We start from the raw sequence: 21,377 nt of genomic DNA, 5'->3' as shown, positions 1-21,377 counted from the left end.
AGCAATGGCAACGGCGGGTTGCCCGCCCAACGCCATCGCACCGCCGGGGGACACCCGGCGCCAGGCCCAGTGATGCGGTGCGCCGAATTTCCAGCCGCCGCAACGATGCACCGGGCGCCGGGGTGGGGCGGGCACCCGGTCCGGAAGACGCCGTCGTGCGTGGGACGGACCGGGAAACTCGACATCGCCGCTGGCCGTGGGCAGAATGAAAGACCAGCCAACTGAAGGGGGCGGCCATGGCGTATCCGATGTCGCGGGCAGTGCCGGGTGCGGAATCGGTGCCGCTGCCAACGTCGCCCGTTGTGTGGGCCGGGTACGCCAGCAGGGCGCTGCGGGCAAGCCTGGGCACGACGCTGTTGTGGGCGCTGGCGGTGACCATGCTGGGCTTCTTCTCGCCCCTGCGGATGGGCCGCGTGGTGGACGACGTTGCCCGGCTGGTGCCCGCCGTGCTGTTTGTCATCTTTGTGGTGGGCGCCCTCAGTCTGGGCAGGGAGATTGGCAGGGCCTTCAAGTACGTCCTTGGCTACGGCCGCCTGAAACGCACCTCGGAGTTCCACGGGCACACTGTGGTGCCGCGGCGGGGCCTGCGGCTCAAGCGCGGTGCGACCTTGCTTGGTGTGCTGCTGGGCATGGGTGCCGCGGGCATCATCCGGGCGGCCGTCCAGGACTGGGTCATGGCCCTGTTGCTGGGCGGGCTGGCCATTGTGCTGGTGATTCCCACTGTCAAGGTGCTGCGGCTGGCCCGGATCATGTGGCGGCAGGCCATCGACGTGCAACGCACCAACGGGGACATCGTCCGAGACGGTGAGCACTCCACCGGTGTGGTGGTCGCCGTGACCTATGAGGATTTCATCGTCGACGGCCGGGCCATGTTTCACGTGGATCTGGAATACCGGACGGGAGGGAGGCAGGAGTCTGCCAGGATCCGATTCCACGACTACCCCGTGTGGGCACCCGCCGTGGGCAACGTCTTTGACGTGTGGAGCGATCCCGAACGGCCGTTTGTGCAGGAGCGGATCCTGCTGGAACGCCGGTACGTGGACCAGGTGTTTGTGCCGCTGGACGCGGAGCCCGTCTCGGTGTCCCACGCCGCGGGACAGGAGGCCGTGCACCGGATCCCGGCGCCGGAACGCACAGACTCCGACTCCGGCCTGAGCGGGGGAATCACCCTGGCCGACACCCCCGACGGCACGGTGGCAGGCAACCCTGCCGCGAAGCTGCTGCTGCAGCCGCAATGGGCGGCGGACGAGTCCCACGCCCCGGCCACCCACAAAGCCGCACGGCGCACCCGCTTCCTGATCGGTCTCCCGCCCAACCTCATTGCCGCGCTGGCGTTGGCCGGCACTTTGCTGGTTCCGGCCATGATCGAAAACGTGCCATGGTGGACGCTCGCCGCGCTCTGGCTGTACACCGCGCTGACCGTCACCAACGCCGCGCTCTACTGGCAGTTCATGCTGCGGACGCGCTGGTTCGTCCGCTCGGGCGTATCGTTCGGCGCCACCGAGGCTGCCGTGTTCGCGGGCTTTTTCGCCGCGGGGTTCGCCATGCTGGCCACCGACTCCATGGTGATGGCCCCGCTCCACCAGGAACTGGCGTGGACACCCGCGCACGTGCTGACCTGGGCGGCCGTGATCGGCGCACTGCTGGTGTTTGAATGGGCGTTTACGTCCAACGCGTGGGCGCTGAAACACCTCAACGCCGAGTACCCGGCCCCTCCGGAAGCCATCCAGGAAGCCCTGACCTGCCACGATCCCGACGGGATTGACCGGCTCGAGCGCGACTACGGCTACCGCGCCGGGGTCTTCCTGTGCGACTGACCCGGCCCAGCGCCGTCGACCCTGCCAGGCCGGCAGCCTAGAGTTGAACCATGATCCTCTTGACCGGTTTTGAGCCCTTCGGCGGCGAGTCCTTCAACCCGTCGTGGCCCGCCGCGCAACTGGCCGCCGAGGCGCTGTCCGACGCCGGATATCCGGCACAGGCGGTCCTGTTGCCCGTGGAGTTTGGCACCGCGGCCGACGTCCTGGCTGCCGCGACTGCGCAGGCCCGGGCCCGGGGGAGTCTTGACCTGGTGCTGGCCGTGGGGCAGGCCGGCGGGACCGAGCAGCTCGCGCTGGAGCGGGTGGCCGTCAACATTGACGACGCGCGGATTCCGGACAATGCCGGGCGCTCGCCCATCGACGTGCCCGTTGCCGCCAACGGCCCCGCGGCCTACTTCGCCACCCTGCCGGTGAAGGCGTGCCTTGCAGCGCTGACCGACGCCGGAATCCCTGCCAGGGTGTCCCAAACTGCCGGGACGTTTGTCTGCAACCACGTGTTTTATGCGCTCATGCACCAGCTGTCGACGCTGCCCGGCACGCGGGGCGGGTTCATCCACGTGCCGTACGCGCCGGAACAGGCCTCGGGCACCGGGACGCCGTCCATGCCCGTGGCGCAGATGGCGCGCGGACTGGAAATCGTCGCCCGCACGGCCCTTGCCACCACCGGCGACATCGCGCTGGGAGCCGGCGCAACCCACTGAGGCGGCAGGCCGGCGTCGTGCTTTGATAGTTTGAAAGTAGCTCAAGGAAGAGGTGCCGGCGTGGCAACAATTGTCCTGGTCCACGGACTGTGGTCGGACGGGTCCAGCTGGGCACAGGTCATCACCGTGCTGCGCGCCATGGGCCACACGCCGGTCGCCGCCCAGCTGGCCCTGGAATCCATGGACGACGACGTTGCCTCCGTCCGCCGCACCCTCGCCACCGTTGACGGTCCCGTCCTGTTGGCGGGCTGGTCCTACGGGGGAGCGGTGATCGGCGAAGCTGCCAAGGGCGTGGAGGCCGTCAAGGCGCTCGCCTATGTGGCCGCCTTTGCCCCGGCGGAGGGGGAATCCGTCAGCCGTCTGTCACGCAAGTATCCCAACGAAATCCCGGCGCACGTGGTGGTTTCCGGCAACCACACCTACATCCGCCGTGCCACATTTGGCGAGTTGCTGGCCGCCGACGCCCCCGCCGAGGCTGTTGCCGTTGCCGCCGCCACGCAGCGGATGGTCCGGATCGGGCTGGACCGGGTCGACGTGGGCCCGCCCGCCTGGCTGGAGCTGCCCTCGCACTACCTGGTCGCCACGGCAGACCGCTGCGTTTCGCCCGTGTTGCAGCGTGAAATGGCGGAGCGGATGGGTGCCGCCGTCACCGAAATCGCCTCCAGCCACGCCCCGGTGCTATCGCGCCCGCGCGAGGTGGCGGAGTTCCTGGACGGGGCCTGCAGTGGACTTTGACCTGGACCGTTTCGTGGCGGCCCAGGAAGGGATGTACGACGGCGCCAAGGCTGAGTTGGGTGCCGGGCTCAAGCGGGGACACTGGATGTGGTTTGTGTTTCCGCAGGCTGCGGGCCTGGGCCGGAGCCCCATCGCGCAGTTCTACGGCTTGGCGTCCCTGGCCGAGGCCGTGGCATACGTTGCCCACCCGGTCCTCGGCGCACGGCTGCGCGAGTGCGCCGGGCTGCTGCTCGCGGCTCCCGGCGCGTCGGCCGCGGACATCATGGGGCAGGTGGACGCCATGAAGCTGCGCTCGTCGATGACACTGTTCCAGGCTGTCGCGCCCGGGGATGCTGTTTTTGGCGAGGTGTTGGACCGGTTCTACGACGGCGTCCCGGACTCCGCCACGCTGCGGATCCTCGATGCGTGGGGTGCACAGGAGTAACAGGTCATGCCCGCCGGGCTGTCGGGATAATCTGGAGCCATGAAGATCTACGGCTCGGGGCTTCCCTTCGGCATCCCCGCACGCACCTTTGTGGTTGACGGCTCGGTGGCGCACCCGGTCCTGCCGTTTGTGCAGGTGCTGGAGAAGGAGAAGTTCAAGGTCACCTCGGCACCCGGCGCGAGCCCAGTCAGGCTGCGCTACGGCAACTTCTGGAAGGACCTGGTGGCCGACACCGAATTCTTCCCCAGCTTCCTGTTGCCGGAGAAGTTGCAGCGCTGGGAACTTACCATTGATGTGCTCATTTCCTCCGAAATCGACCAGCATGGCAATCATGCCGTGACCATTACCAGCAACGGCTTTCCCCGACGTGGAAACGACCTCGTCTTCAAGGTTGTTGCGAAGGCAGCCGACGCTTTTGCCGCATCCGGCCAGCTGCTCCACTGGACCGACTACTTCCAGGGCGATCCCAAAGCCATCAAGGCCAAGGGCAAAAAGCAACAGCAGGGCTCATAGCCGGCGCGGGTCGGGGAATCCGGCACCGGTGGGGAATGATCCGAAGCCAACTCCATCCTCACGATGGCCTTTCCCTAACTTTGAAATCGCGGGAACAGATTCAGGTGGCCACTGCCGGCTGTGTGAGCTTCAGCCTGCCTGTGTCCGTCAAGCCAAGCCGAATCATGATGGAGTCACCCCGCCCTTGACCCACGGCGTAGCCTGAAGACATGACCGCCACCGATGCCGGCATGACCGCCGGACCCCTCACCGACAGCCCGTCCGCCAGCAATGCAACGCACCGCGTGCTCAACCAGCCGCCTCCCCGCGTGGACATCAACGAGTACACGGCCAACATCCCTCTGCAGCAATACCTGCACTCGGTGGGCGAAGCGGAAGGCGACGGGGAACTCGAGGCAACTGGCGCCGTCGTGGGTTCAGCACAATTCCAGGACGACGCGCGCCTGGCCCATAGGAACCCTCCCATCCTGCACACGCACAACAAATACGGCGAGCGGATCGACGAGGTTGAGTACCACCCCTCATACCACCGGGTCATTGGGCAGGCTGTAGCCGCGGGAGCCCACACCTCCGCGTGGGAGGATCCCGGCAAGGGGGCCAATGCCCTGCGTGCGGCGCAGTTCATGCTCTTTGCGCAGGTGGAGCCCGGGCATGCGTGTCCTGTCTCCATGAGTCATGCCGCCGTCGACTCCCTGCAGCTGGCGCCGGAACTGGCGGGGGAGTGGCTGCCGCGGCTCTACTCGCGGCAGTACAGCCCCGAGCTCGCACGGGGAAAGCCTGGCGCGCTTTTCGGCATGGCCATGACCGAGAAACAGGGCGGCTCGGACGTGCGTGCCAACACCACCCGCGCCGAAGCGGCGGGAGACCGCCACCTGCTGACCGGGCACAAGTGGTTTTGCTCTGCGCCGATGTCCGATGCCTTCCTGGTGCTTGCACAGGATGACGCCGGGCTGGGCTGTTTCCTCGTTCCGCGGGTCCTGCCCGACGGCACGCGCAATGTCTTCATGCTGCAGCGGCTCAAGGACAAGGTGGGGAACCGGTCCAACGCCTCCAGCGAGGTGGAATTTGCCAACACGGCCGGCTGGCGAATCGGCGAGCCCGGCCGCGGCGTCCGCGCCATCATGGGCATGGTGGGCCAGACCCGCCTGGACTGCATTCTCGGCACGGCCGCCGGCATGCGCCAGTCTGTCGCCGAGGCGGTGTGGCACACCCGGCACCGACGCGCATTTGGCGCCCGCCTGATAGACCAGGCCGCCATGACCAACGTCCTCGCGGACCTGGCGCTCGAATCGGAGGCGGCCACGGTGGTCAGCATGCGCCTGTCCCGCGCTTTTGACAACGACGCCGGACCCTCCGAGCGTGCCTTCCGTCGCCTGGCGACTGCGGTCACCAAATACTGGGTGTGCAAGCGCGGGCCCAACCACGCCTACGAAGCCATGGAATGCCTGGGCGGCAACGGCTACATCGAAGACTTTCCCTTGGCGATGCGATACCGCGAGCAGCCGGTCATGGCGATCTGGGAGGGAACCGGCAACGTGATCGCGCTCGACGTGCTGCGGGCCATGGCCACTGAGCCAGAATCGGTGGAGGCATTCTTCGCCGAGGTCCGGATCGCCTCGGGGGAGAACCGGGTGTTTGACGACTCTGTAGCCGTGCTTCGCGAAGGGGTGGCCGCTGTGGCGCAGGCGCCGCAGGACTTTGCCGGGCAGGCCCGCAATGTTGTGGAGCGCATGGCGCTGGCGCTCCAGGCATCTTTGCTGATCAGGTTCGCCCCGGCAGCCGTGTCCGATGCGTTTGTCGACGCCCGGCTGGGAGCCGACCGCACCTTTAACTATGGGGGGCTGGCGCCGTCGGCCGACTTGGCTGCGATACTGGCGAGGGCGTAGGGCAGCCGATACGCCGGGTTTTGTCATCCTGGGAGCTGACAGCGGGCGTAATGTGCTGACACCGCAGCGGGCACCATCTAGCATGTTACTCATGGGTAACAATGTGGAAGAGATGGTAACTGCGGCCGATCTGACCATAGAGTCACGTGGCGGAGGGCTGATTCGCGGCACACTGCGGGAGCCGGCCGACGGCGAACCGCGGGCCTTGGTGGTGATTCATCCGGCGACGGCCGTCCCGGAGCGCCTGTATCTGGGCTTCTCCGAATTTCTGGCCGGACAGGGGTACGCGGTGGTGACGTATGACTACCGCGGTACGGGGCGGTCGGGTGCACCCAAGACCTTCGCACAGGTCCGCGTGCGGGACTGGATGTTTGAAGACGTTCCTGACGTCGCAGAATGGGCGGCTGCCCGGTTCCCTGAATTGCCGCGACTTGCGATCGGGCACAGCGTGGGTGCGCACGCGCTCGCCCTGGGTGCCGGCACCGACGGGTTGGACGGCATGGTGGCCATTGCTTCACACGCTGGTGTGACGGCGACTGTGCGGGGAGTGGCAGAGCGTGCAAAAGTTCGGTTCGTGTTGAGTGGAGCGGGTCCGCTGGCCACCAAGGTCTTGGGCTACATGCCCGGCAGTAAGCTGGGCCTGGGGGAGGACTTCCCGGCAGCGGCGATGCTGGAATGGAGCAGTTGGTCCAAGCATCGCGGGTACTTCTTTGACGATCCGACCATGCGGGCGCTCGAGAAGGCCGCGTCGGTCACCGGGCCGATGCTGTCCATCGGCTTCAGCGACGACCCCTGGGCCACGCCGCAGCAGATCGAAGCGATCACGGACCACATGACCGCGGCGAGTGTTGAGCGGCGGACATATTCCCCGGCCGAATTCGGTGTTCCGGCCATCGGACACATGGGCTTCTTCCGCCGCGGACTCCGGGACGGCTTGTGGCCGGAGGTAGTGGTGTGGCTGGAGGGGAAGCTGGCCGAAGTCAGTCCGGGACAAGTTGATTGAGTGCAGTGCCAGAGTTCGCCGATGCAGTGGAAATATCCTTGCACTGGCGAGGACAGGCCCGCTCTCACGACATTGAAGGCGGTTTCTGCCTGTTTTCCTTGTACCCGCGGGCATGAGCTGGACCGGACCCTGAGTCGAATTGCGGTGTGTTCCGCAGCTTGCGGATGTTGCTGGTTGAGACGATCGCTTGACGGGTTCCCTGTCCGTCTGGTTCTGGCGGCGCAACCACGGCGAAGGGCGGGCCGGCCTGAGAAGGCGCGGCCCGCCGTCGTGCGTCCATCAGGAAACAGCCGGCACCTGGCACGCGTTCTCCTGTGAAACCCGCCGGAGCAGCGCCCACGCCAGCAATCCGATGGAGAGCAGGGCCAGCAGCGGCTGGAGGGGCTCAAAGTAGGTCATGGCGCCCGTTGTCCCGAGCGCGAGGAGCACCAGCTTGTTGCAGACGGGGCAGCCCACGGCGAAAAATGCCAGGACTGAGCCGAAGATCCCGGACTTGCTGGTGGCGCCGGACCGGGCCAACGGGGAGGCCACATACGTGGCCGTGAGCAGCCCCGTCAGGACCGACGTGGCCGCCAAGGCGGCGTAGGACCACCAGCTCGGCGGGATTTCGCGGCTGAAAAAGGTGTTGGGGATCAGGACTGTGGGGATGGCCACCGCCACATAAACCAGGGCGGCGACCGCCACGGCCACCAGCCAGCGCCGGGCGGTCCACTGCCGCAGGTTGGAGAAGATCGTGCTCATGCGGCATCCACCTCCTCGGCGCCGCTGGTCTCCGCGCCGCCGGGGGCCGCCGCGGCCCGGCGCAACCGCCACAGCCAGACCCCGCCCACGGCGAGCAGCAGCGCCAGCGCCGCGGCGCCAAACCAGAGGTTGGAGGCCTGCGACGACATGCGCACGATCCAGGATTCGGCCTCGTACTGGGCATCGATGGTCAGCACCCCGCCCAGTGACGCGGTGCCCTGCGTTGCCAGCAGCAGGACGCCAATCCCCACCGACAGCAGCCCGGAAACCACCATCCACACGGAGTTTTCCCACGGCCCCACCCGGAAACGCCGCGGCTTCAGCCAGCCGCGCTGCCCCAGGCGCAGCCGCGTCCACAGCAGCGAGAGGACGCCCAGCGGCAGCACCATCCCCAGCGCAAAAATGGCCAGCATGATGCCGCCGTACACCGGACTGCCGCCCGCCGCGGCAACAGCGAGCACGGACCCGAGGATGGGTCCCGCGCACACGCCCGCCACGCCGTACACGGAGCCCAGCACAAACACGGACACCGCCGACGTCCCGTCCGCACCCGCCCGCCGGCTCAGCCCCGGAAACTCCACGCCCGCGATTTGCAGGAGGCCAATGACAATCACGACGCCGGCCGCCACGTTCACCAGCATCGTCCGGTTCTCCATGACCAGCGATCCAACGAGCCCGGCCAGCAGTCCCAGCGGCACCAGCGTTGCCAGCAGGCCGGCGTAGAACAGTGCGGTGCGGCCCAGCATCCTCCCCGGGCTGGCGAAGGCGTAGGCGAAAAACGCCGGCAGCAGCATGACGGAGCAGGGGCTCAACAGCGTCAGGATCCCGCCCAGAAACGCCCCCGTGTAGCCAATGTCCACGGCTACTTCACCTGGGCCAGTGCTTCATCGATCACCTGGCTGAAGACTTCCATCGGCTGCGCGCCCGGGATCGCCTGGTTGTTGATGACAAATGTGGGCGTGCTGTTCAGCCCCAGCCCCGTGCCCTGCCTCATGTCCGTGTGCACCCGCTCCAGCAGTTCCTGGCTCTGCAGGTCCGCCTTGAACTTGTCCATGTCCGGCACGCCCACCTGCTCGGCAAACTTCACCAGCACGGCCTCGGACAGGTCGGCCTTGCCCCGCTCCGGCGCCGCCGTGTACACGGCATCGTTGAATTCCCAGAACAGGCCCTGCTCGCCGGCGGCACGCCCCGCCACGGCGGCACTCACCGACTGCTCGCCGATTACCGGCAGGTCGCGCCATTCAATGCGCAGTTGCCCGGAATCCACATATTTCTTCACAATCTCCGGCTGCGTTTTGCGCGCATAGGCGCCGCAATACGGGCAAGTGTAGTCCGAGTACTCCACCATCACCACGGGCGCATCCACGGCGCCGACCGCCAGCGGGTCATCGGCGATCCGCCGCGCAAGGTCAACCGGCGGTGCCGTGCCTTCCGCGGTTCCCGGCCCCGGCTGTGCCGTCAGCTGTGCACCGGCGTCGTCCAGCCGGTCCTGCCGGGCCATCTCGCCCACAAAAATCACTGCCAGCACCAACACCGCGCACAGAACCAGCGCCAGCACCACGTTTCGCGTCTTTTTCGCTGCCATCTTCTTTGCCGCCATCAATAAACTCCCAAGGTTTTGCACGCGCAAACCAGTGCCGCCGCGGATGTCGCGGTGCGGCCGTGCGCCATGCCTATATATAAGGACACGTTCGACGCCGGTCACCCGCCTTTGGCTGCTGCCGTCGGCCGGGTGCGGGCGAACCTTGGTCTACGTCCTTACTATGCCCAGGTCCAGGTGGGTCAGGGACGCCGGAATCCTGCCGGAGGGCCGGACGCCGTCGGAGCCAGCGACCTGGGCGTGCGGCAGGAACCGGCCGCCGGATTCCGGCGCATGCTGCAGGAGTGCGTATGAAGGGACAACCGCAGCGCTTTCCAGCCGGACCTTCTTGCGCCCCGGAATGCACGTGGTTTGTTCCAGGTCCGCCCACTGAACCAGGACGGGCGGACCGTCCTGTGCGCCTGCCGGGCCGGACGCCGGTGCGCCCACCGATCCAAAGGACTCCGGTGCCGGTGTTGCGGCGGCCTCAAGTGCCACCGCTGCCGTGGACGCAGCAGTGGCTGCCGGAACTGAGCTCGCGGGATGGGCGGGGGCTGCGGGGATGGCTTGGGCGCCGGCGGCCCCAAGCGCCACCAGGACCAGGGACAGGATGGCCATGAACAGGAGCCGGGTGCCGGTGCGCAGCATCGTGGTTGTGCCCTGCATTTTGCCCCTCCATGTTGTGGCCCGATCCCGGGTGAAAATGCGTCCGGGGGCGCCGCGAAACGGTTCGCGGCACAGTCTCCCCAACTATACGTCAGCCTTCCGGGGCCAAACTGGTAGGGGAGGGATGGCTGGAAGGAGGCGTCCGGCGTCGGGCATGGCGTCAATCAAGGCAACGCGCCCGGTGAACAAAAGTGAAACATTGCGTGTCATTGCGCACGCAGTGGCGCAGGATCCGCGGAATGTAGGGGGCGTTTGACGGGAAAGCGCGGAGTCGTTATAGAAACGTGACGCACATCTCAAGAATAAGTGGCGTAAGGGATATCCCCATGTATACTTAGACGCAGTTGTAGTGTTGCGTTTTTTGTAGTTGAAGCGACGCCGCCCCTTGGGGAGACGTCGCTTTTCTGGAGAAGCGGACTTACACCGTAAACACGGAGGCCCGAAGGTCGGGCGGAATCTCCAACTTCAGAAGGAAATAGAAATAATGGCAACAGGTACCGTCAAGTGGTTCAACGCTGAAAAGGGCTTCGGCTTCATCTCCCCCGATGACCAGTCCCAGGACGTGTTCGCACACTACTCCGCAATCAACTCCTCGGGCTACCGCTCCCTCGAAGAGAACCAGAAGGTTTCCTTTGACGTCGAGCAGGGTCCCAAGGGTCCTCAGGCAGTCAACATCCAGGCCATCTAATTCTAAAGAAACTGTGCGGGCAACCGTATTTTCTTTAGCCTTTAGGGCTTGAACAAATAGGGTCCGGGTTTATCCCGGGCCCTATTTGTGCTTAAGGGCGGACTGCGCCTGCCTGGAGCGGAAGACCAGGCTGGTCGCGGCGTTGCGGGGCCGCAGTTCGGCCGCCGCCGAACATGTGGCCATGTCCACCGCCGGGCTGTGCACCGTTGGCGCCGCGGTATGGCACCATGGAAGACGATGAACAGCACAGCGGACAAGCGCCAACGCGAAGGAATTCCCATGCCGCTCTGGCTGCAGGGGGCCTTTGAGGCTGCCCAAATGTTCATCATCTCCGCCTTGGTGGTTGCCATTCCGCTTGCGGCCACGTGGCTGGCTGGCGGTTTTGCCGAAAAAGACGCCTCCGTCATCGCACGGCTGGCCGGGCAGGTCTGGCTGGTGGGGCACGGCGTCCCGCTGAAATTGACCGCAGCACCGGGCCCAATCTCGGCCACGGTGGAATCCGGCGTCTTCAACCTGATGCCGATGGGACTGTTCCTTGTCCCCTTCTTCCTTTCCTGGCGTGCCGGGCGGCGGCTGGCACGGGCGTCGTACACGGACCAGCTGTGGCAGCCGCTCTCCAGTGCCGCGGCCATATACGCCGCAGCCGGGTTGGCCACCGCCTTTATCTGCAGCGATCCGGCCGTCAATGCTCCGCTGATTGCCAGCACGCTCATGCCGCTGATCCCCGCGGTCTCGGGACTGATCATTGGTGCACGCCTTGAAGCCGGTTCCTGGAGCCGGCTCGTGGGCATCAGCGCCGCCGACTGGATCGACAAGACCACCCAGGACCAGCGGTGGGCCGGTTCCTACGCGTGGGCAGTTTTCCGGTCCGCCTTCGTTGCCTTCATGGCGGCCCTGTCACTCTCTGCACTCCTGCTTGCGGGGGACATTATTGCCCGATGGAACGACATCGCCTCCGTCTACCAGGGATTGAAGGCGGGTGTGGTCGGTGGAGCGGGCCTGACACTGGCTGAAATCTCCTACATGCCAAACCTGGCCATCTGGACCCTTGCATGGGCCACCGGCGACGGCTTCGCACTGGGTGACGGGTCGGCGGTGTCACCGCTGGGCACTGCGGTAGCCCCCGTCCCGCCCATCCCGCTGCTGGCTGCCCTCCCCACCGGGACGCTGACGTGGGGCTTCGCCGCACTGCTGATTCCCGTGGTTGCGGGGATGCTGGCCGGCTGGTGGTTTGTCCGCGCCGGAGAAAACCACTTTGACGAGTGGCTCTCACTCAAGATCCGGGTCCGGTGGCTCTCCCTCCCGGCATCCACCATTTTCCTGGGCGCCGTGATCGGTGCCTTCACCGCCGCACTGGCCTGGCTCCCGTTCTTCCTGTCGCAGGGCTCCATCGGCATCGGACGCCTCAACCAAGTGGGCCCCGACCCGTTCACCGCCTCGCTGTGGCTGGGCGCGGAGGTTGCGGCCGGCGTCTTGGTGGGTTCCCTCGTGGGGCCATGGCTGGAGGGTGAGCGCAGGGCGCAACCGTCCCTGGCTCCGCGCAAGCAGCCCGCCGAATAGGGCCTGGCCGCCCTTGCCCCTAAAATTGGACCCATGCGCATAGTTGTCTTAGTTTCCGGAACCGGTTCAAATCTCCAAGCCGTGATCGACGCCGTCGCCGACGGCAGCCTGCCCCTGGAGATCGCCGCCGTCGGCGCCGACCGGCCGGACACGTTCGGCGTGGAGCGCTCCGCCGCCGCCGGCCTGGAAACCTTTGTGGTGAACTTCAAAGACTACGCCGCGCGCGCCGACTGGGACGCCGCACTTTTGGAAGCGGTCGCCGCGTACAAGCCGGACTACGTGGTCTCCAGCGGCTTCATGCGGATCGTTGCACCGAGCTTCATCAATGCCTTCGAAGGCCGATACGTCAACACCCACCCGGCGCTGCTGCCGTCCTTCCCCGGGGCCCACGGTGTCCGCGACGCCATCGCCTACGGCGTCAAGGTCACTGGCTGTACCGTGCATTTTGCCGACGCCGGCGTGGACACGGGGCCGATCATCGCCCAGACTCCCGTCACCGTGCTGCCGGAGGACACCGAGGAGACGCTGCACGAGCGCATCAAGGTGGCCGAGCGGGAACTGCTCATCCAGGTTCTCGGAGACCTGGCCCGCGCCTAATCCCCAGCATCTCGATCTGTGACGCGGCTGATGCAGTGGAATGCGCTTGCCCGCGCCATTTTCGTGCAACAAGTGCGTCAAGGATGTGACAGGTAGTCGGTTCAGCCTTCGGCCAGGCGGGTCGCCTTCGCCGTTTTGCGGTCCAGGAACCATGCGGAAACCTTGCCCACGAGCCAGCCCAGGATCAGCGATGAGACGATGGCGATGACAACGGCCAGTTCCGTGGAGATGCCCGGCCAAAACTGGGTCAGCACGCCGATCCCGACCGCGTAGACGGACCAGATGGCGGAAGCCACCAGGGAAAAGATAATGAACGCCTTCAAGGTGTAACCTGCCACCGTGGCCGCAATGTTGGACGAGAGCCGCCCCAGCGGAATGAACCGGGACGTCATGGTGAACATGTACGGGTGCCGGCGCAGCCGCTTGGTGGCGGCAGCAACGGCACGGCTGCGCCGCGGCCCTGCCGTCGATCCCCACTTTGTGTGGCCGAACAGCTTCACCGCCCAATAGCTCAGCAGGTCCCCGAGCATGCCGCCGGCCATCATGGCCAACACGAGCGGGATGGCGCGGGGTCCGCCTTCGAGTCCTGCTATTGCGCCCAAGGCGACGAAGACCGTGGTGCTGGGGATGGGCGGAATCAGTGCCGAAAGCACGACGAAGCCGCCGGCGAAGAGGTAAACCCAAATGCTTCCCAGAAAGCCGGTGGTGTCAGAGGCGAGATCCATGGGTCCCCTTAGAAATGGATTGCGTCATGCTCGCGGCATGCCCGGACAAGTCTACGGTGGCTGGCCCAGGGGGCCGGAGCAGGCTACTTCCGGGCGCGGCCAAACACCAGGGAGGCCAGGGCCGTGCCGGCGGTGACGCTGTAGACGGCGGGCCAGGAGCCCATCTTCTTGGCGAGCGGGTGAGAGGCGCCGAACGCGGCGATGTAGGTGCCGGTCAGCGCGAGTGCGGTGCCCGTTCCTGCACTCTTCTTCCAGCCGATGAAGGCTGCCGCGCCCGCCGCAGCCAAGACTGCCCCGCCGAGCTGGCGGTTTTTCGTGGCGCGGGCGGTCTGGTATCCGCCCAGAAGTCCGGCGGTGGCGAAGGCGGTGGGGAGGAGGGCGCTCATGGGTGATCCTAACGTGGGGTGGAAATCGGTTCAGGCAACAGGCTACCGGGTGGCTGCCGGATTGCGCGGAAGGCAAGCCCAGCCCACTGCCGGACTCCGGCTGTCGGTACCTGGCTGCCGGAACCCTACCACTGTCACTCGAGCGCCGCGCCCGTGGTCTCGGGGGCCGAAACAGCCATCCAGATCACGGCCAGCAGCACCAGCCCGCCCGTGATGGCGAAAGTCAGCGGCAGTCCGAGCACCGGCCACAGGATGGAACCGAAAATCAGCGGCACGAGCCCGGCGCCCACGCGGGAAATGGTGGAGGCCCAGCCGAACCCGGTGGCCCGCAGCTCGGTGGGGTACAGCTCCGAGACGTACGTGTACAGCACGGGGATGGCCACCTGGATGACGAAACCAAACACCAGCAGCCAGATCTGGGCGGCCACCGGGGCGTCGAGGACCAGCGCAAAAATGACCAAGGACAATGCGGCGAACGGACCGGTGACGGCAAGTATCCACTTCCGCCCCACCCGTTCCACCAGGAGCGCGGCAGCCACAACGCCCAGAAAGCCAATGCCCGTCATGGATGCGGTGGCCATGAACGCCTTGTTTTCGGCGTAGCCGGTGGCCACCAGGATGGACGGCATCCACGTCAGCGCACCGTAGTACACGAGCAGGATCGACAGGAACAGCGACCACGCCACCCCGGTGATGCGCCAGTTGAAGCGCCAGAGCCCGGCGAGCTGCTCGCCCACGCGCCCCAGCGACAGCTTCGGTGCGGTGGCCGGATCCGGCAGCACCCACGGCCCCACCACGGCTCCGGTCCGCTCCACGAGCCGTTCAATCACGGCCTTCGCCTCGGCCGGGCGTCCGGCCCGCACCAGGTACAGCGGAGACTCGGGCACGCCCACCCGCACCCAGAACACCAGCAGTGCCGGCAGCACCATGACCAGCATGAGGTAGCGCCAGTTCCCAAACGACGCCATGAGCACGGCGGAAACCACCCCGCACAGGGAAGCCCCGATGGGCCACCAAGCATCCATCGCCGTCAGCACCCGGCCCCGGTGCTTGCGCGGGGTGAACTCGCCCACCAGCGCATAGTCCACGGGGATGCAGCCGCCCAGCCCAAACCCGGCCATAAAACGGAACACGCAGAACAGCACAATTTCGTTGGAGACGGCGCCCAGCACGGTGAAGATTGAGAAGATCAGCAGGGTCAGCGTGAACGCCTTCTTGCGCCCGATGATGTCCGCGATCGACCCCCATGCAAACGCGCCCACGGCCATGCCGATCAGGTTTGCCGTGCCGATCCATGCCGCCTGCCCGGGACTCAGCCCCCACTCCTTCGAGAGCAGCGGGATCAGGAATCCGTTCAGCGTCACATCCCAGGCGTCAAACATGAAGCCGAGCCCGCCGATGAGGAAAATGCTCCCCTGCACGCGCCACTTCCATGGCAGCTCCTGGACCACGCGGTCGCCGGTCAAAACTGCAAGGGGAGTGCTCATGGGGCCTTTCGAATCACTGTTGTCTTGTGCTGCGCGGCTGCGCCGGTGTTCATGTGCGTGCCCGCGAGGGGGCCAGCAGCGCCGCCTTCGCCCGGACGACGTCGGACACCGCCTTGCGCAGGCCCGTTGCGTCATCCCCGTCCCGGCTGGGGCTGACCCGGTTGCTGAGCAGCGCCACGACGGTGCCGTTGGTCTTGTCCATCAGCAGGGACGTGCCCGTGAATCCGCCGTGGCCGCGGGCGTGCATGGCGCCGTCGCCCATCCACGGCTGCTGGTTGATGCGCAGCCCCAGCCCGTGGCCGAACCCGGGGTCGTCGGGGTTGAAGTGGGGGCCGAGCACCTCCGGCAGCTGGCTGCGCCACATCTCGTTGGCGATCTCGGGGGTGAGGATGCCGGGCATGCCGTGCAGCAGGGCCGAGCCGAACACGCGCAGCCCGTCGGCCGTGGCAAACATGCCGGCGTTCCCGCTCAGCCCGCCCAGCGACCATGCCGCCTCGTCGTGCACCACCCCGCGGACCAGCCCGCGCCCCAGCTCCGGCTGGAATTCCGTCGGCGCACAGTGCTCAACGCGCGGGGACCCGGTCAGCCCGTATGTGGGCAGCTGGTACAGCACCCGCTCGCGCACCAGCAGCTCCCACGGCGTCCGCGTGACCTTCTCGGCCAGCGCCATGACCGTGTTGAAACCCGCACAGGAGTATTCAAAGCGGGTGCCCGGCGCTGCCTCCAGCTCCGTGGCCAGCAGGTCAGCCATGAGCTCCGTCCGGTTGAAGCCGCGCCCCTCCGAGAGCGCCGTCCACCAGCCCCGCCACTCCGACGGCAGCCCCGACGTGTGCGTCAGCAGGTGCCGCAGCGTCACCTTCGCCTTCTCGCCGCCCGCATACTCGCGCAGGTGCCGTCCCACGGGCGCGTCCAGCTCCAGCCGGCGGTCGCCCACCAGGGCCAGCGCCGTCACCGTGGTGAACAGCTTGGTGACCGAGGCCAGGTCGAAGTACGTGTCCACCCCGGCCCTGCCGGCCGTCAGCACCGGAAGGTCTTCCCCGCCCAGCACGACGGCGCAGCTCACCGACGGTGCCACACCCGCCCTGACGCCGTGGTCGAGCAGGCGCTGGAGTTCGGGCCTGATGCGTGAAGGGTCCTGTGCCGTGGCGAGGGGGCCAGTGGGGAAGGGTTCGTGTGCGCTCATGGGTGGGAACCGCCGTCGTGCTTGATGGAGTGGGATTTGGTCTTGTCTGTTGGTGGGGTGGGAGGGGCTAGCTGTTTCCGCCTGCGGTGCCAGGGGATCCGGCGTCGATCGCGGCCTGCAGGAAGCCGCCGTTTTGCTCAAGCAGCTCGGCGGCCGCTGCGGCGTCCAGGCCGGTCAGGATCGACAGGATGGCGGATTTGACGTGGCCGCCGGCGGCGGTGAGGGCGGCCTTCGCCGTGGCGGCGTCGGCGCCCGTGACGCGCATGAGGGTGCGCTCGCTGCGGGCGTGGAGCTTGGCGTTGGTGGCACGCAGGTCAACCATGACGTTCTTGTAGGTCTTGCCGAGCCGGACCATGGTGATGGTGCTGATCATGTTTAGGACCAGTTTTTGGCAGGTGCCGGACTTCAGCCGCGTGGAGCCGGAGAGGAATTCGGGACCCAGCTCAATTTCCAGGGCGGTGTCGGCGGCGGCGCCCAGGGGAGAGTTGTTGTTGCAGGCAAAGCCCACGGCGTAGGCGCCGGCGGCCCGGGCGGCCTTGACGGCGGCGATCACGTAGGGGGTGCGGCCGGAGGCTGCAATGCCCACCACGGAGTCGTTGGGGCCGATGGCCAGTGCGGCCATGTCGGCGGCGCCGGCCTCCTCGGAGTCCTCGGCGTTCTCCACGGCCTGGTCAACGGCCGCCTGCCCGCCGGCAATGACGCCCACCACCAGGGAAGGGTCGGTGCCGAACGTGGGCGGGCATTCGCTGGCGTCCAGGATGCCCATGCGGCCCGGGGTGCCGGCGCCGACGTAGATGAGGCGGCCGCCGCGGGACATGCGGGCGGCGATCTCGTCGATGATGGCCGCAATGGTGTGCTGCGCCCCGGCGATTGCGGCAGGGACGAGGGCGTCCTCGCCGTTCATGGCCGTGACCAGTTCCTGTGTGGACAGGGCGGCCAGGTCCGGGTAGTTGGGGTTGGAAGCCTCGGTGACGAGGGCGCCGATCTGGGTGCGGACGGCGTCAACAGTGGTCTCGGGGGTGCTCACGGTGGCGGGGTTTCCTTTGCAGCTTCTGGGTGCGAGTTTGTGGTGGTACGTGCCTTGCAACATTCTCTCCCACACCATCATCCCCCTTTCTGCCGTTGAGGTGTGGGATAACGACGCCCCTCAACGAAGAAGAGGCGCCATTTATTGCTCATCCCGGCGTCAGGGGGTTTCGAGGATCCTCACCACGGCTTCGGCCGTGACCCGGCTGAAGCCGTGCGTGTGGATGGCGGAGTACGGGGTGGATTGCCTCGGTGCCAGCCCCGCGTTGACGCAGACGGCCTGGGGCACGGTGCTGAACACCATTTCCATGGTTTCCTGCTGCCCGGCCGAGCCCAGTGAATCAACAAGGACCAGCACCACGGACTCGCCGACGCCGGCAGACTGCATGAGGGCGACCTCGAGCTCGACGCCGGAGATCTCGGCCGCAGCCACCTCCGTTACGGCGTAGCGCCCCAGTGCGGTGGCAAGGAAGTTCGCGGTGGGACCGGCCGCCATGTTGGGCTCGGCGCGGGCATCCACCAGGGTGACGCGTCCTGCCCCGGAGAGCACAGGGCGCGCACCAAGCGAGTCAATGCGGGCGGCGCGGGCAGCCACCGAAACCCAGCCCGCGCCGTCGAACTTTTCCTCCGCAGCATCAGCGGACACGGGGCCGGCAGACCACTCGGCGAGGGCCTGCACCCGGGCGGCGGCGCGCCGCAGCACCTCCAGCGGCAGGCGGCCGGAGACCGCGGCGGCGTGCAGGGCGTCGTAGACCTCGGTGTAGCAGGCCTCGTCGTCGCGGCCCGTGGTGTAGGCATTGAGCGGGTTGCCCACGCAGAGGAGGTCGTTGCCGGCCAGCAGCGCCAGCACGCCGCCCTCGCCGGGACCGACGGTGGCGCGCACGGCAGCCATGTCCAGGGCATCGGTGATGAGCACGCCGTCGAAGTCCATCTCGCGCAGCAGCGCGCTCGCGGCCGGGATCAGGGTGGCCGGAGCCTCGCCGAGCTCGGGGATGATGATGTGCGCGCTCATGACGGCGGCGGTGCCGGCGGCCACTGCGGCGCGGAACGGCGGCAGGTGGTTCGCGGCCATCTCGGCCATGGTCAAATCCACGCGGGCGGCGTCCATGTGGGAGTCGGCCATGGTGTCGCCGTGGCCGGGGAAGTGCTTGGCGCAGGCGGCGACGCGCAGGGCCTGGATGCCCTTGACGGCGGCGGCGGTGTGCGCGCTGACCAGCTCCGTGTCCGCGCCGAACGCCCGCACGCCGATGACCGGGTTGAGCGGGTTGGTGTTGACGTCCGCAACCGGCGCGATGGCCAGGTTGATGCCGGCGTCCCGGCACAGCCGGCCAATGGCGCGGCCGGCGGCCTCGGTGGTCGCCAGGTCATTGAGCGCGCCCAGCACGGCCGCACCCGGAACGGTGGAGCCGTCGCGGGTCTGCAGCCGGGTGACGTTGCCGCCTTCCTCGTCCACACCGATGACGGCGTCCGGGTTTTCCGCACGGATGGCTGCCGAGAGCGCGGCCACCTGCGCCGGCGAGTCCGGGTCGATGTTGTGGCCAAAAAAGACGACGCCGGCCAACCCGTTTCGAAGGGCCGACGCCAACCACTGTGGCACGGTTGTGCCAACAAAACCGGGCAGGATGACCGAGTTGATGAGGCGGGCCAGGTCCGCGGGTTTGAGGGCGTCGGGATGGTTTTCTGCGGTTGGCGCGTGGCGCATCTCACGGGTGCTCATGATTGAGATCCTACCGGTGCCGGCGTGGCCTAAACTTGATGTGTCACCACCCTCAAGCCACCCCTATGGAGATTTTCTGTGACCAGCGTTCCTCTTAACCGTGTTCCCATCCGCCGGGCTTTGATCTCGGTCTACGACAAGACCGGGCTGGAGGAGCTGGCCCAGGGCCTGCACGCCGCCGGTGTCGCCATTGTCTCCACCGGTTCCACCGCCTCCCGCATCGCCGCTGCCGGTGTTCCCGTAACCGAGGTTTCCGAGGTGACCGGCTTTCAGGAATGCCTCGACGGCCGCGTCAAGACCCTGCACCCGCTGATCCACGCCGGCATCCTGGCCGACCGCCGCCTGCCCGACCACGTCCAGCAGCTGGCAGACATGAACATTGAGCCCTTCGACCTCGTGGTGGTCAACCTCTACCCGTTCGTGGACACGGTGAATTCCGGTGCCGGCCAGGACGCAGTTGTTGAGCAGATCGACATCGGCGGCCCCTCCATGGTCCGCGCCGCCGCGAAGAACCACCCCTCCGTTGCCGTGGTAGTTGACCCGGCCAAGTACGGCACCGTCATCGCAGCCGCGAAGGAAGGCGGCTTCACGCTCGCCGCCCGCCAGCGCCTCGCCGCCGCAGCCTTCTCCCACACCGCCGCCTACGACAACGCCGTGGCGGCCTGGACCTCAGCCCAGTTCCTCGACGAAGACGGCGACGGCGTGATCGACTGGCCCGCTTACGCCGGCTACTCGCTGGAACGCTCCGAGGTGCTGCGCTACGGCGAGAACCCGCACCAGCAGGCCGCACTGTACGTGGACAAGGGCGCACCCTCCGGCATCGCCCAGGCAGACCAGCTCCACGGCAAGGCCATGAGCTACAACAACTTCGTTGACGCCGACGCCGCCCTCCGCGCAGCCTTCGACTTCGACGAGCCTGCCGTGGCCGTCATCAAGCACGCCAACCCGTGCGGCGTGGCCGTGGCCTCCCCGGACGCCGCCGACCCCATCGCCGACGCGCACGCGAAGGCCCATGCCTGCGACCCCCTCTCCGCATTCGGCGGCGTCATCGCAGCCAACCGCACCGTCACCGCAGGCATGGCCCGCACCGTGGCCGGCATCTTCACCGAGGTTGTCATCGCCCCGGACTTCGAGCCTGAAGCCGTCGAGATCCTCTCCAAGAAGAAGAACATCCGCCTGCTCGCCCTGCCCGAGGGCTACGGCCGCTACCCGGCCGAAGTCCGCCAGGTCTCCGGCGGCATGCTTGTGCAGATCTCGGACAAGGTTGACGCCGACGGCGACGACACCGCCAACTGGACGCTCGCCGCAGGCGCCCCGGCCGACGCCGCAACCCTCGCAGACCTGAAGTTCGCCTGGACCGCCGTCCGCGCCGCCAAGTCCAACGCCATCCTGCTCGCCAACAATGGCGCCGCAGTGGGCATCGGCATGGGCCAGGTCAACCGCGTGGACTCCTGCAAGCTGGCCGTTGAGCGCGCCAACACGCTCGGCGTCACGGTGGAATCCGACGTCGATGCAGCCGGCGGCGCCTCGGGCGAAACCGGTGTTTCGGCCCAGCGTTCCATCGGCGCCGTGGCTTCCTCGGACGCGTTCTTCCCGTTCGCCGACGGCCTGCAGATCCTGCTCGACGCCGGCGTCCGCGCCGTGGTCCAGCCCGGTGGATCCGTGCGCGACGAGGAAGTCATCACGGCAGCCAACGAAGCCGGCATCACGATGTACTTCACCGGCGCCCGCCACTTCTTCCACTAACATGGCGTGGCTGTTGGAGCCCGGCGTTGCCGCCACCCTGATCATCGGGGCCGGCACGCTGGCGTTCCTCACCCTGCTTGCAGGCATCGTGGTTGCGATGCGCAGGCGGTAGCATTTCCCCAAAGCACAACGGCGGGAGGCACCTTTCAAGCGAAAGGCGCCTCCCGCCGTCGTCCATTAAGCAACGCGGCATCAGA

21 protein-coding genes are annotated in these 21,377 nt (G+C 67.2%); 11 read left to right on the top strand and 10 right to left on the bottom strand.

The window, feature by feature from the left end; genetic code table 11:
* Window positions 1-236: 236 nt before the first annotated feature.
* The 7 genes from JOF48_RS02670 (at window position 237) to JOF48_RS02640 (ending at window position 7,079) form a co-directional block, all read left to right on the top strand.
* Entirely contained in the window at window positions 237-1,817 is a 1,581-nt protein-coding gene (locus JOF48_RS02670; protein WP_209677043.1) for an ABC transporter ATP-binding protein, read from the top strand.
* Between the two features lie 50 nt (window positions 1,818-1,867).
* Entirely contained in the window at window positions 1,868-2,518 is a 651-nt protein-coding gene (gene pcp, locus JOF48_RS02665; protein WP_209677041.1) for a pyroglutamyl-peptidase I, read from the top strand.
* A gap of 60 nt (window positions 2,519-2,578) precedes the next feature.
* Window positions 2,579-3,253: an alpha/beta fold hydrolase gene (locus JOF48_RS02660; protein WP_209677039.1), complete on the top strand. Its 675-nt coding sequence runs from the start codon at window positions 2,579-2,581 to the stop codon at window positions 3,251-3,253.
* Complete coding sequence (locus tag JOF48_RS02655; RefSeq protein ID WP_342591137.1) at window positions 3,243-3,677, top strand: DUF1810 domain-containing protein; 435 nt, start codon at window positions 3,243-3,245, stop codon at window positions 3,675-3,677. Before JOF48_RS02660 ends, JOF48_RS02655 begins: the two co-directional genes overlap by 11 nt.
* A gap of 39 nt (window positions 3,678-3,716) precedes the next feature.
* Window positions 3,717-4,190, top strand: coding sequence for a hypothetical protein (locus tag JOF48_RS02650; RefSeq protein WP_209677037.1), 474 nt, complete (start codon window positions 3,717-3,719; stop codon window positions 4,188-4,190).
* Between the two features lie 209 nt (window positions 4,191-4,399).
* Window positions 4,400-6,076, top strand: coding sequence for an acyl-CoA dehydrogenase family protein (locus tag JOF48_RS02645; RefSeq protein ID WP_245346378.1), 1,677 nt, complete (start codon window positions 4,400-4,402; stop codon window positions 6,074-6,076).
* A gap of 91 nt (window positions 6,077-6,167) precedes the next feature.
* Entirely contained in the window at window positions 6,168-7,079 is a 912-nt protein-coding gene (locus JOF48_RS02640; RefSeq protein WP_209677035.1) for an alpha/beta hydrolase family protein, read from the top strand.
* Window positions 7,080-7,358: 279 nt separating this feature from the next.
* Here the strand turns inward: JOF48_RS02640 and JOF48_RS02635 are convergent, their stop codons facing one another.
* The 4 genes from JOF48_RS02635 to JOF48_RS02620 all read right to left on the bottom strand — a co-directional run bounded on the left by JOF48_RS02635 (window position 7,359) and on the right by JOF48_RS02620 (window position 10,065).
* A complete protein-coding gene (locus tag JOF48_RS02635) occupies window positions 7,359-7,820 on the bottom strand; it encodes a hypothetical protein (protein WP_209677033.1) in 462 nt (153 codons plus the stop codon).
* Window positions 7,817-8,680 carry a cytochrome c biogenesis CcdA family protein gene (locus tag JOF48_RS02630; RefSeq protein WP_209677031.1) on the bottom strand — a complete coding sequence of 288 codons (864 nt, stop codon included), beginning with the start codon at window positions 8,678-8,680 and terminating at the stop codon, window positions 7,817-7,819. Before JOF48_RS02630 ends, JOF48_RS02635 begins: the two co-directional genes overlap by 4 nt.
* Window positions 8,681-8,682: 2 nt before the next feature.
* Window positions 8,683-9,420, bottom strand: coding sequence for a DsbA family protein (locus JOF48_RS02625; RefSeq protein ID WP_209677029.1), 738 nt, complete (start codon window positions 9,418-9,420; stop codon window positions 8,683-8,685).
* A 150-nt stretch (window positions 9,421-9,570) separates the two neighbouring features.
* Window positions 9,571-10,065: a hypothetical protein gene (locus JOF48_RS02620; protein WP_209677027.1), complete on the bottom strand. Its 495-nt coding sequence runs from the start codon at window positions 10,063-10,065 to the stop codon at window positions 9,571-9,573.
* 484 nt (window positions 10,066-10,549) lie between these two features.
* Between JOF48_RS02620 and JOF48_RS02615 the strand changes: the two genes are divergently transcribed.
* The 3 genes from JOF48_RS02615 (at window position 10,550) to purN (ending at window position 12,910) form a co-directional block, all read left to right on the top strand.
* Complete coding sequence (locus JOF48_RS02615; RefSeq protein WP_038467205.1) at window positions 10,550-10,753, top strand: cold-shock protein; 204 nt, start codon at window positions 10,550-10,552, stop codon at window positions 10,751-10,753.
* 237 nt (window positions 10,754-10,990) lie between these two features.
* A complete protein-coding gene (locus tag JOF48_RS02610; RefSeq protein ID WP_209677025.1) occupies window positions 10,991-12,313 on the top strand; it encodes a cell division protein PerM in 1,323 nt (440 codons plus the stop codon).
* Between the two features lie 33 nt (window positions 12,314-12,346).
* Window positions 12,347-12,910 carry a phosphoribosylglycinamide formyltransferase gene (gene purN / locus JOF48_RS02605; RefSeq protein ID WP_209677023.1) on the top strand — a complete coding sequence of 188 codons (564 nt, stop codon included), beginning with the start codon at window positions 12,347-12,349 and terminating at the stop codon, window positions 12,908-12,910.
* A gap of 101 nt (window positions 12,911-13,011) precedes the next feature.
* On the opposite strand, the gene JOF48_RS02600 is transcribed toward purN, so the two are convergent.
* The 6 genes from JOF48_RS02600 to JOF48_RS02575 all read right to left on the bottom strand — a co-directional run bounded on the left by JOF48_RS02600 (window position 13,012) and on the right by JOF48_RS02575 (window position 19,434).
* Window positions 13,012-13,635, bottom strand: a complete 624-nt coding sequence (locus JOF48_RS02600; protein WP_209677021.1) for a DedA family protein — start codon at window positions 13,633-13,635, stop codon at window positions 13,012-13,014.
* Between the two features lie 83 nt (window positions 13,636-13,718).
* Complete coding sequence (locus tag JOF48_RS02595) at window positions 13,719-14,021, bottom strand: hypothetical protein (RefSeq protein WP_209677020.1); 303 nt, start codon at window positions 14,019-14,021, stop codon at window positions 13,719-13,721.
* 134 nt (window positions 14,022-14,155) lie between these two features.
* Window positions 14,156-15,508, bottom strand: coding sequence for an MFS transporter (locus tag JOF48_RS02590; RefSeq protein ID WP_209677018.1), 1,353 nt, complete (start codon window positions 15,506-15,508; stop codon window positions 14,156-14,158).
* 49 nt (window positions 15,509-15,557) lie between these two features.
* The gene (locus tag JOF48_RS02585) at window positions 15,558-16,691 is read right to left on the bottom strand and encodes a serine hydrolase domain-containing protein (RefSeq protein WP_209677017.1); all 1,134 of its coding nucleotides are present in this window, start codon (window positions 16,689-16,691) and stop codon (window positions 15,558-15,560) included.
* Between the two features lie 67 nt (window positions 16,692-16,758).
* On the bottom strand, window positions 16,759-17,718 hold the full coding sequence (murQ, locus tag JOF48_RS02580; protein WP_342591136.1) for an N-acetylmuramic acid 6-phosphate etherase: 960 nt from the start codon (window positions 17,716-17,718) through the stop codon (window positions 16,759-16,761).
* Between the two features lie 159 nt (window positions 17,719-17,877).
* The gene (locus JOF48_RS02575) at window positions 17,878-19,434 is read right to left on the bottom strand and encodes a glycoside hydrolase family 3 N-terminal domain-containing protein (protein WP_245346377.1); all 1,557 of its coding nucleotides are present in this window, start codon (window positions 19,432-19,434) and stop codon (window positions 17,878-17,880) included.
* 78 nt (window positions 19,435-19,512) lie between these two features.
* On the opposite strand from JOF48_RS02575, the gene purH reads away from it, so the two are divergent.
* Window positions 19,513-21,180: a bifunctional phosphoribosylaminoimidazolecarboxamide formyltransferase/IMP cyclohydrolase gene (gene purH / locus JOF48_RS02570; protein ID WP_209677013.1), complete on the top strand. Its 1,668-nt coding sequence runs from the start codon at window positions 19,513-19,515 to the stop codon at window positions 21,178-21,180.
* The last annotated feature ends 197 nt before the right edge of the window (window positions 21,181-21,377 follow it).

This window comes from Arthrobacter stackebrandtii, assembly GCF_017876675.1.
GTDB lineage: Bacteria > Actinomycetota > Actinomycetes > Actinomycetales > Micrococcaceae > Specibacter > Specibacter stackebrandtii.
This window is presented reverse-complemented; position numbering and strand designations above follow the sequence as displayed.

Coding starts and splice junctions, on each gene's coding strand:
- JOF48_RS02640 (WP_209677035.1), top strand. CDS start 6,168: ATGGGTAACAATGTGGAAGAGATGGTAACTGCGGCCGATCTGACCATA.
- JOF48_RS02635 (WP_209677033.1), bottom strand. CDS start 7,820: ATGAGCACGATCTTCTCCAACCTGCGGCAGTGGACCGCCCGGCGCTGG.
- JOF48_RS02650 (WP_209677037.1), top strand. CDS start 3,717: ATGAAGATCTACGGCTCGGGGCTTCCCTTCGGCATCCCCGCACGCACC.
- pcp (WP_209677041.1), top strand. CDS start 1,868: ATGATCCTCTTGACCGGTTTTGAGCCCTTCGGCGGCGAGTCCTTCAAC.
- JOF48_RS02610 (WP_209677025.1), top strand. CDS start 10,991: ATGAACAGCACAGCGGACAAGCGCCAACGCGAAGGAATTCCCATGCCG.
- JOF48_RS02585 (WP_209677017.1), bottom strand. CDS start 16,691: ATGAGCGCACACGAACCCTTCCCCACTGGCCCCCTCGCCACGGCACAG.
- JOF48_RS02625 (WP_209677029.1), bottom strand. CDS start 9,420: ATGGCGGCAAAGAAGATGGCAGCGAAAAAGACGCGAAACGTGGTGCTG.
- JOF48_RS02575 (WP_245346377.1), bottom strand. CDS start 19,434: ATGAGCACCCGTGAGATGCGCCACGCGCCAACCGCAGAAAACCATCCC.
- JOF48_RS02595 (WP_209677020.1), bottom strand. CDS start 14,021: ATGAGCGCCCTCCTCCCCACCGCCTTCGCCACCGCCGGACTTCTGGGC.
- JOF48_RS02670 (WP_209677043.1), top strand. CDS start 237: ATGGCGTATCCGATGTCGCGGGCAGTGCCGGGTGCGGAATCGGTGCCG.
- JOF48_RS02590 (WP_209677018.1), bottom strand. CDS start 15,508: ATGAGCACTCCCCTTGCAGTTTTGACCGGCGACCGCGTGGTCCAGGAG.
- purN (WP_209677023.1), top strand. CDS start 12,347: ATGCGCATAGTTGTCTTAGTTTCCGGAACCGGTTCAAATCTCCAAGCC.
- JOF48_RS02620 (WP_209677027.1), bottom strand. CDS start 10,065: ATGCAGGGCACAACCACGATGCTGCGCACCGGCACCCGGCTCCTGTTC.
- JOF48_RS02600 (WP_209677021.1), bottom strand. CDS start 13,635: ATGGATCTCGCCTCTGACACCACCGGCTTTCTGGGAAGCATTTGGGTT.
- JOF48_RS02615 (WP_038467205.1), top strand. CDS start 10,550: ATGGCAACAGGTACCGTCAAGTGGTTCAACGCTGAAAAGGGCTTCGGC.
- JOF48_RS02645 (WP_245346378.1), top strand. CDS start 4,400: ATGACCGCCACCGATGCCGGCATGACCGCCGGACCCCTCACCGACAGC.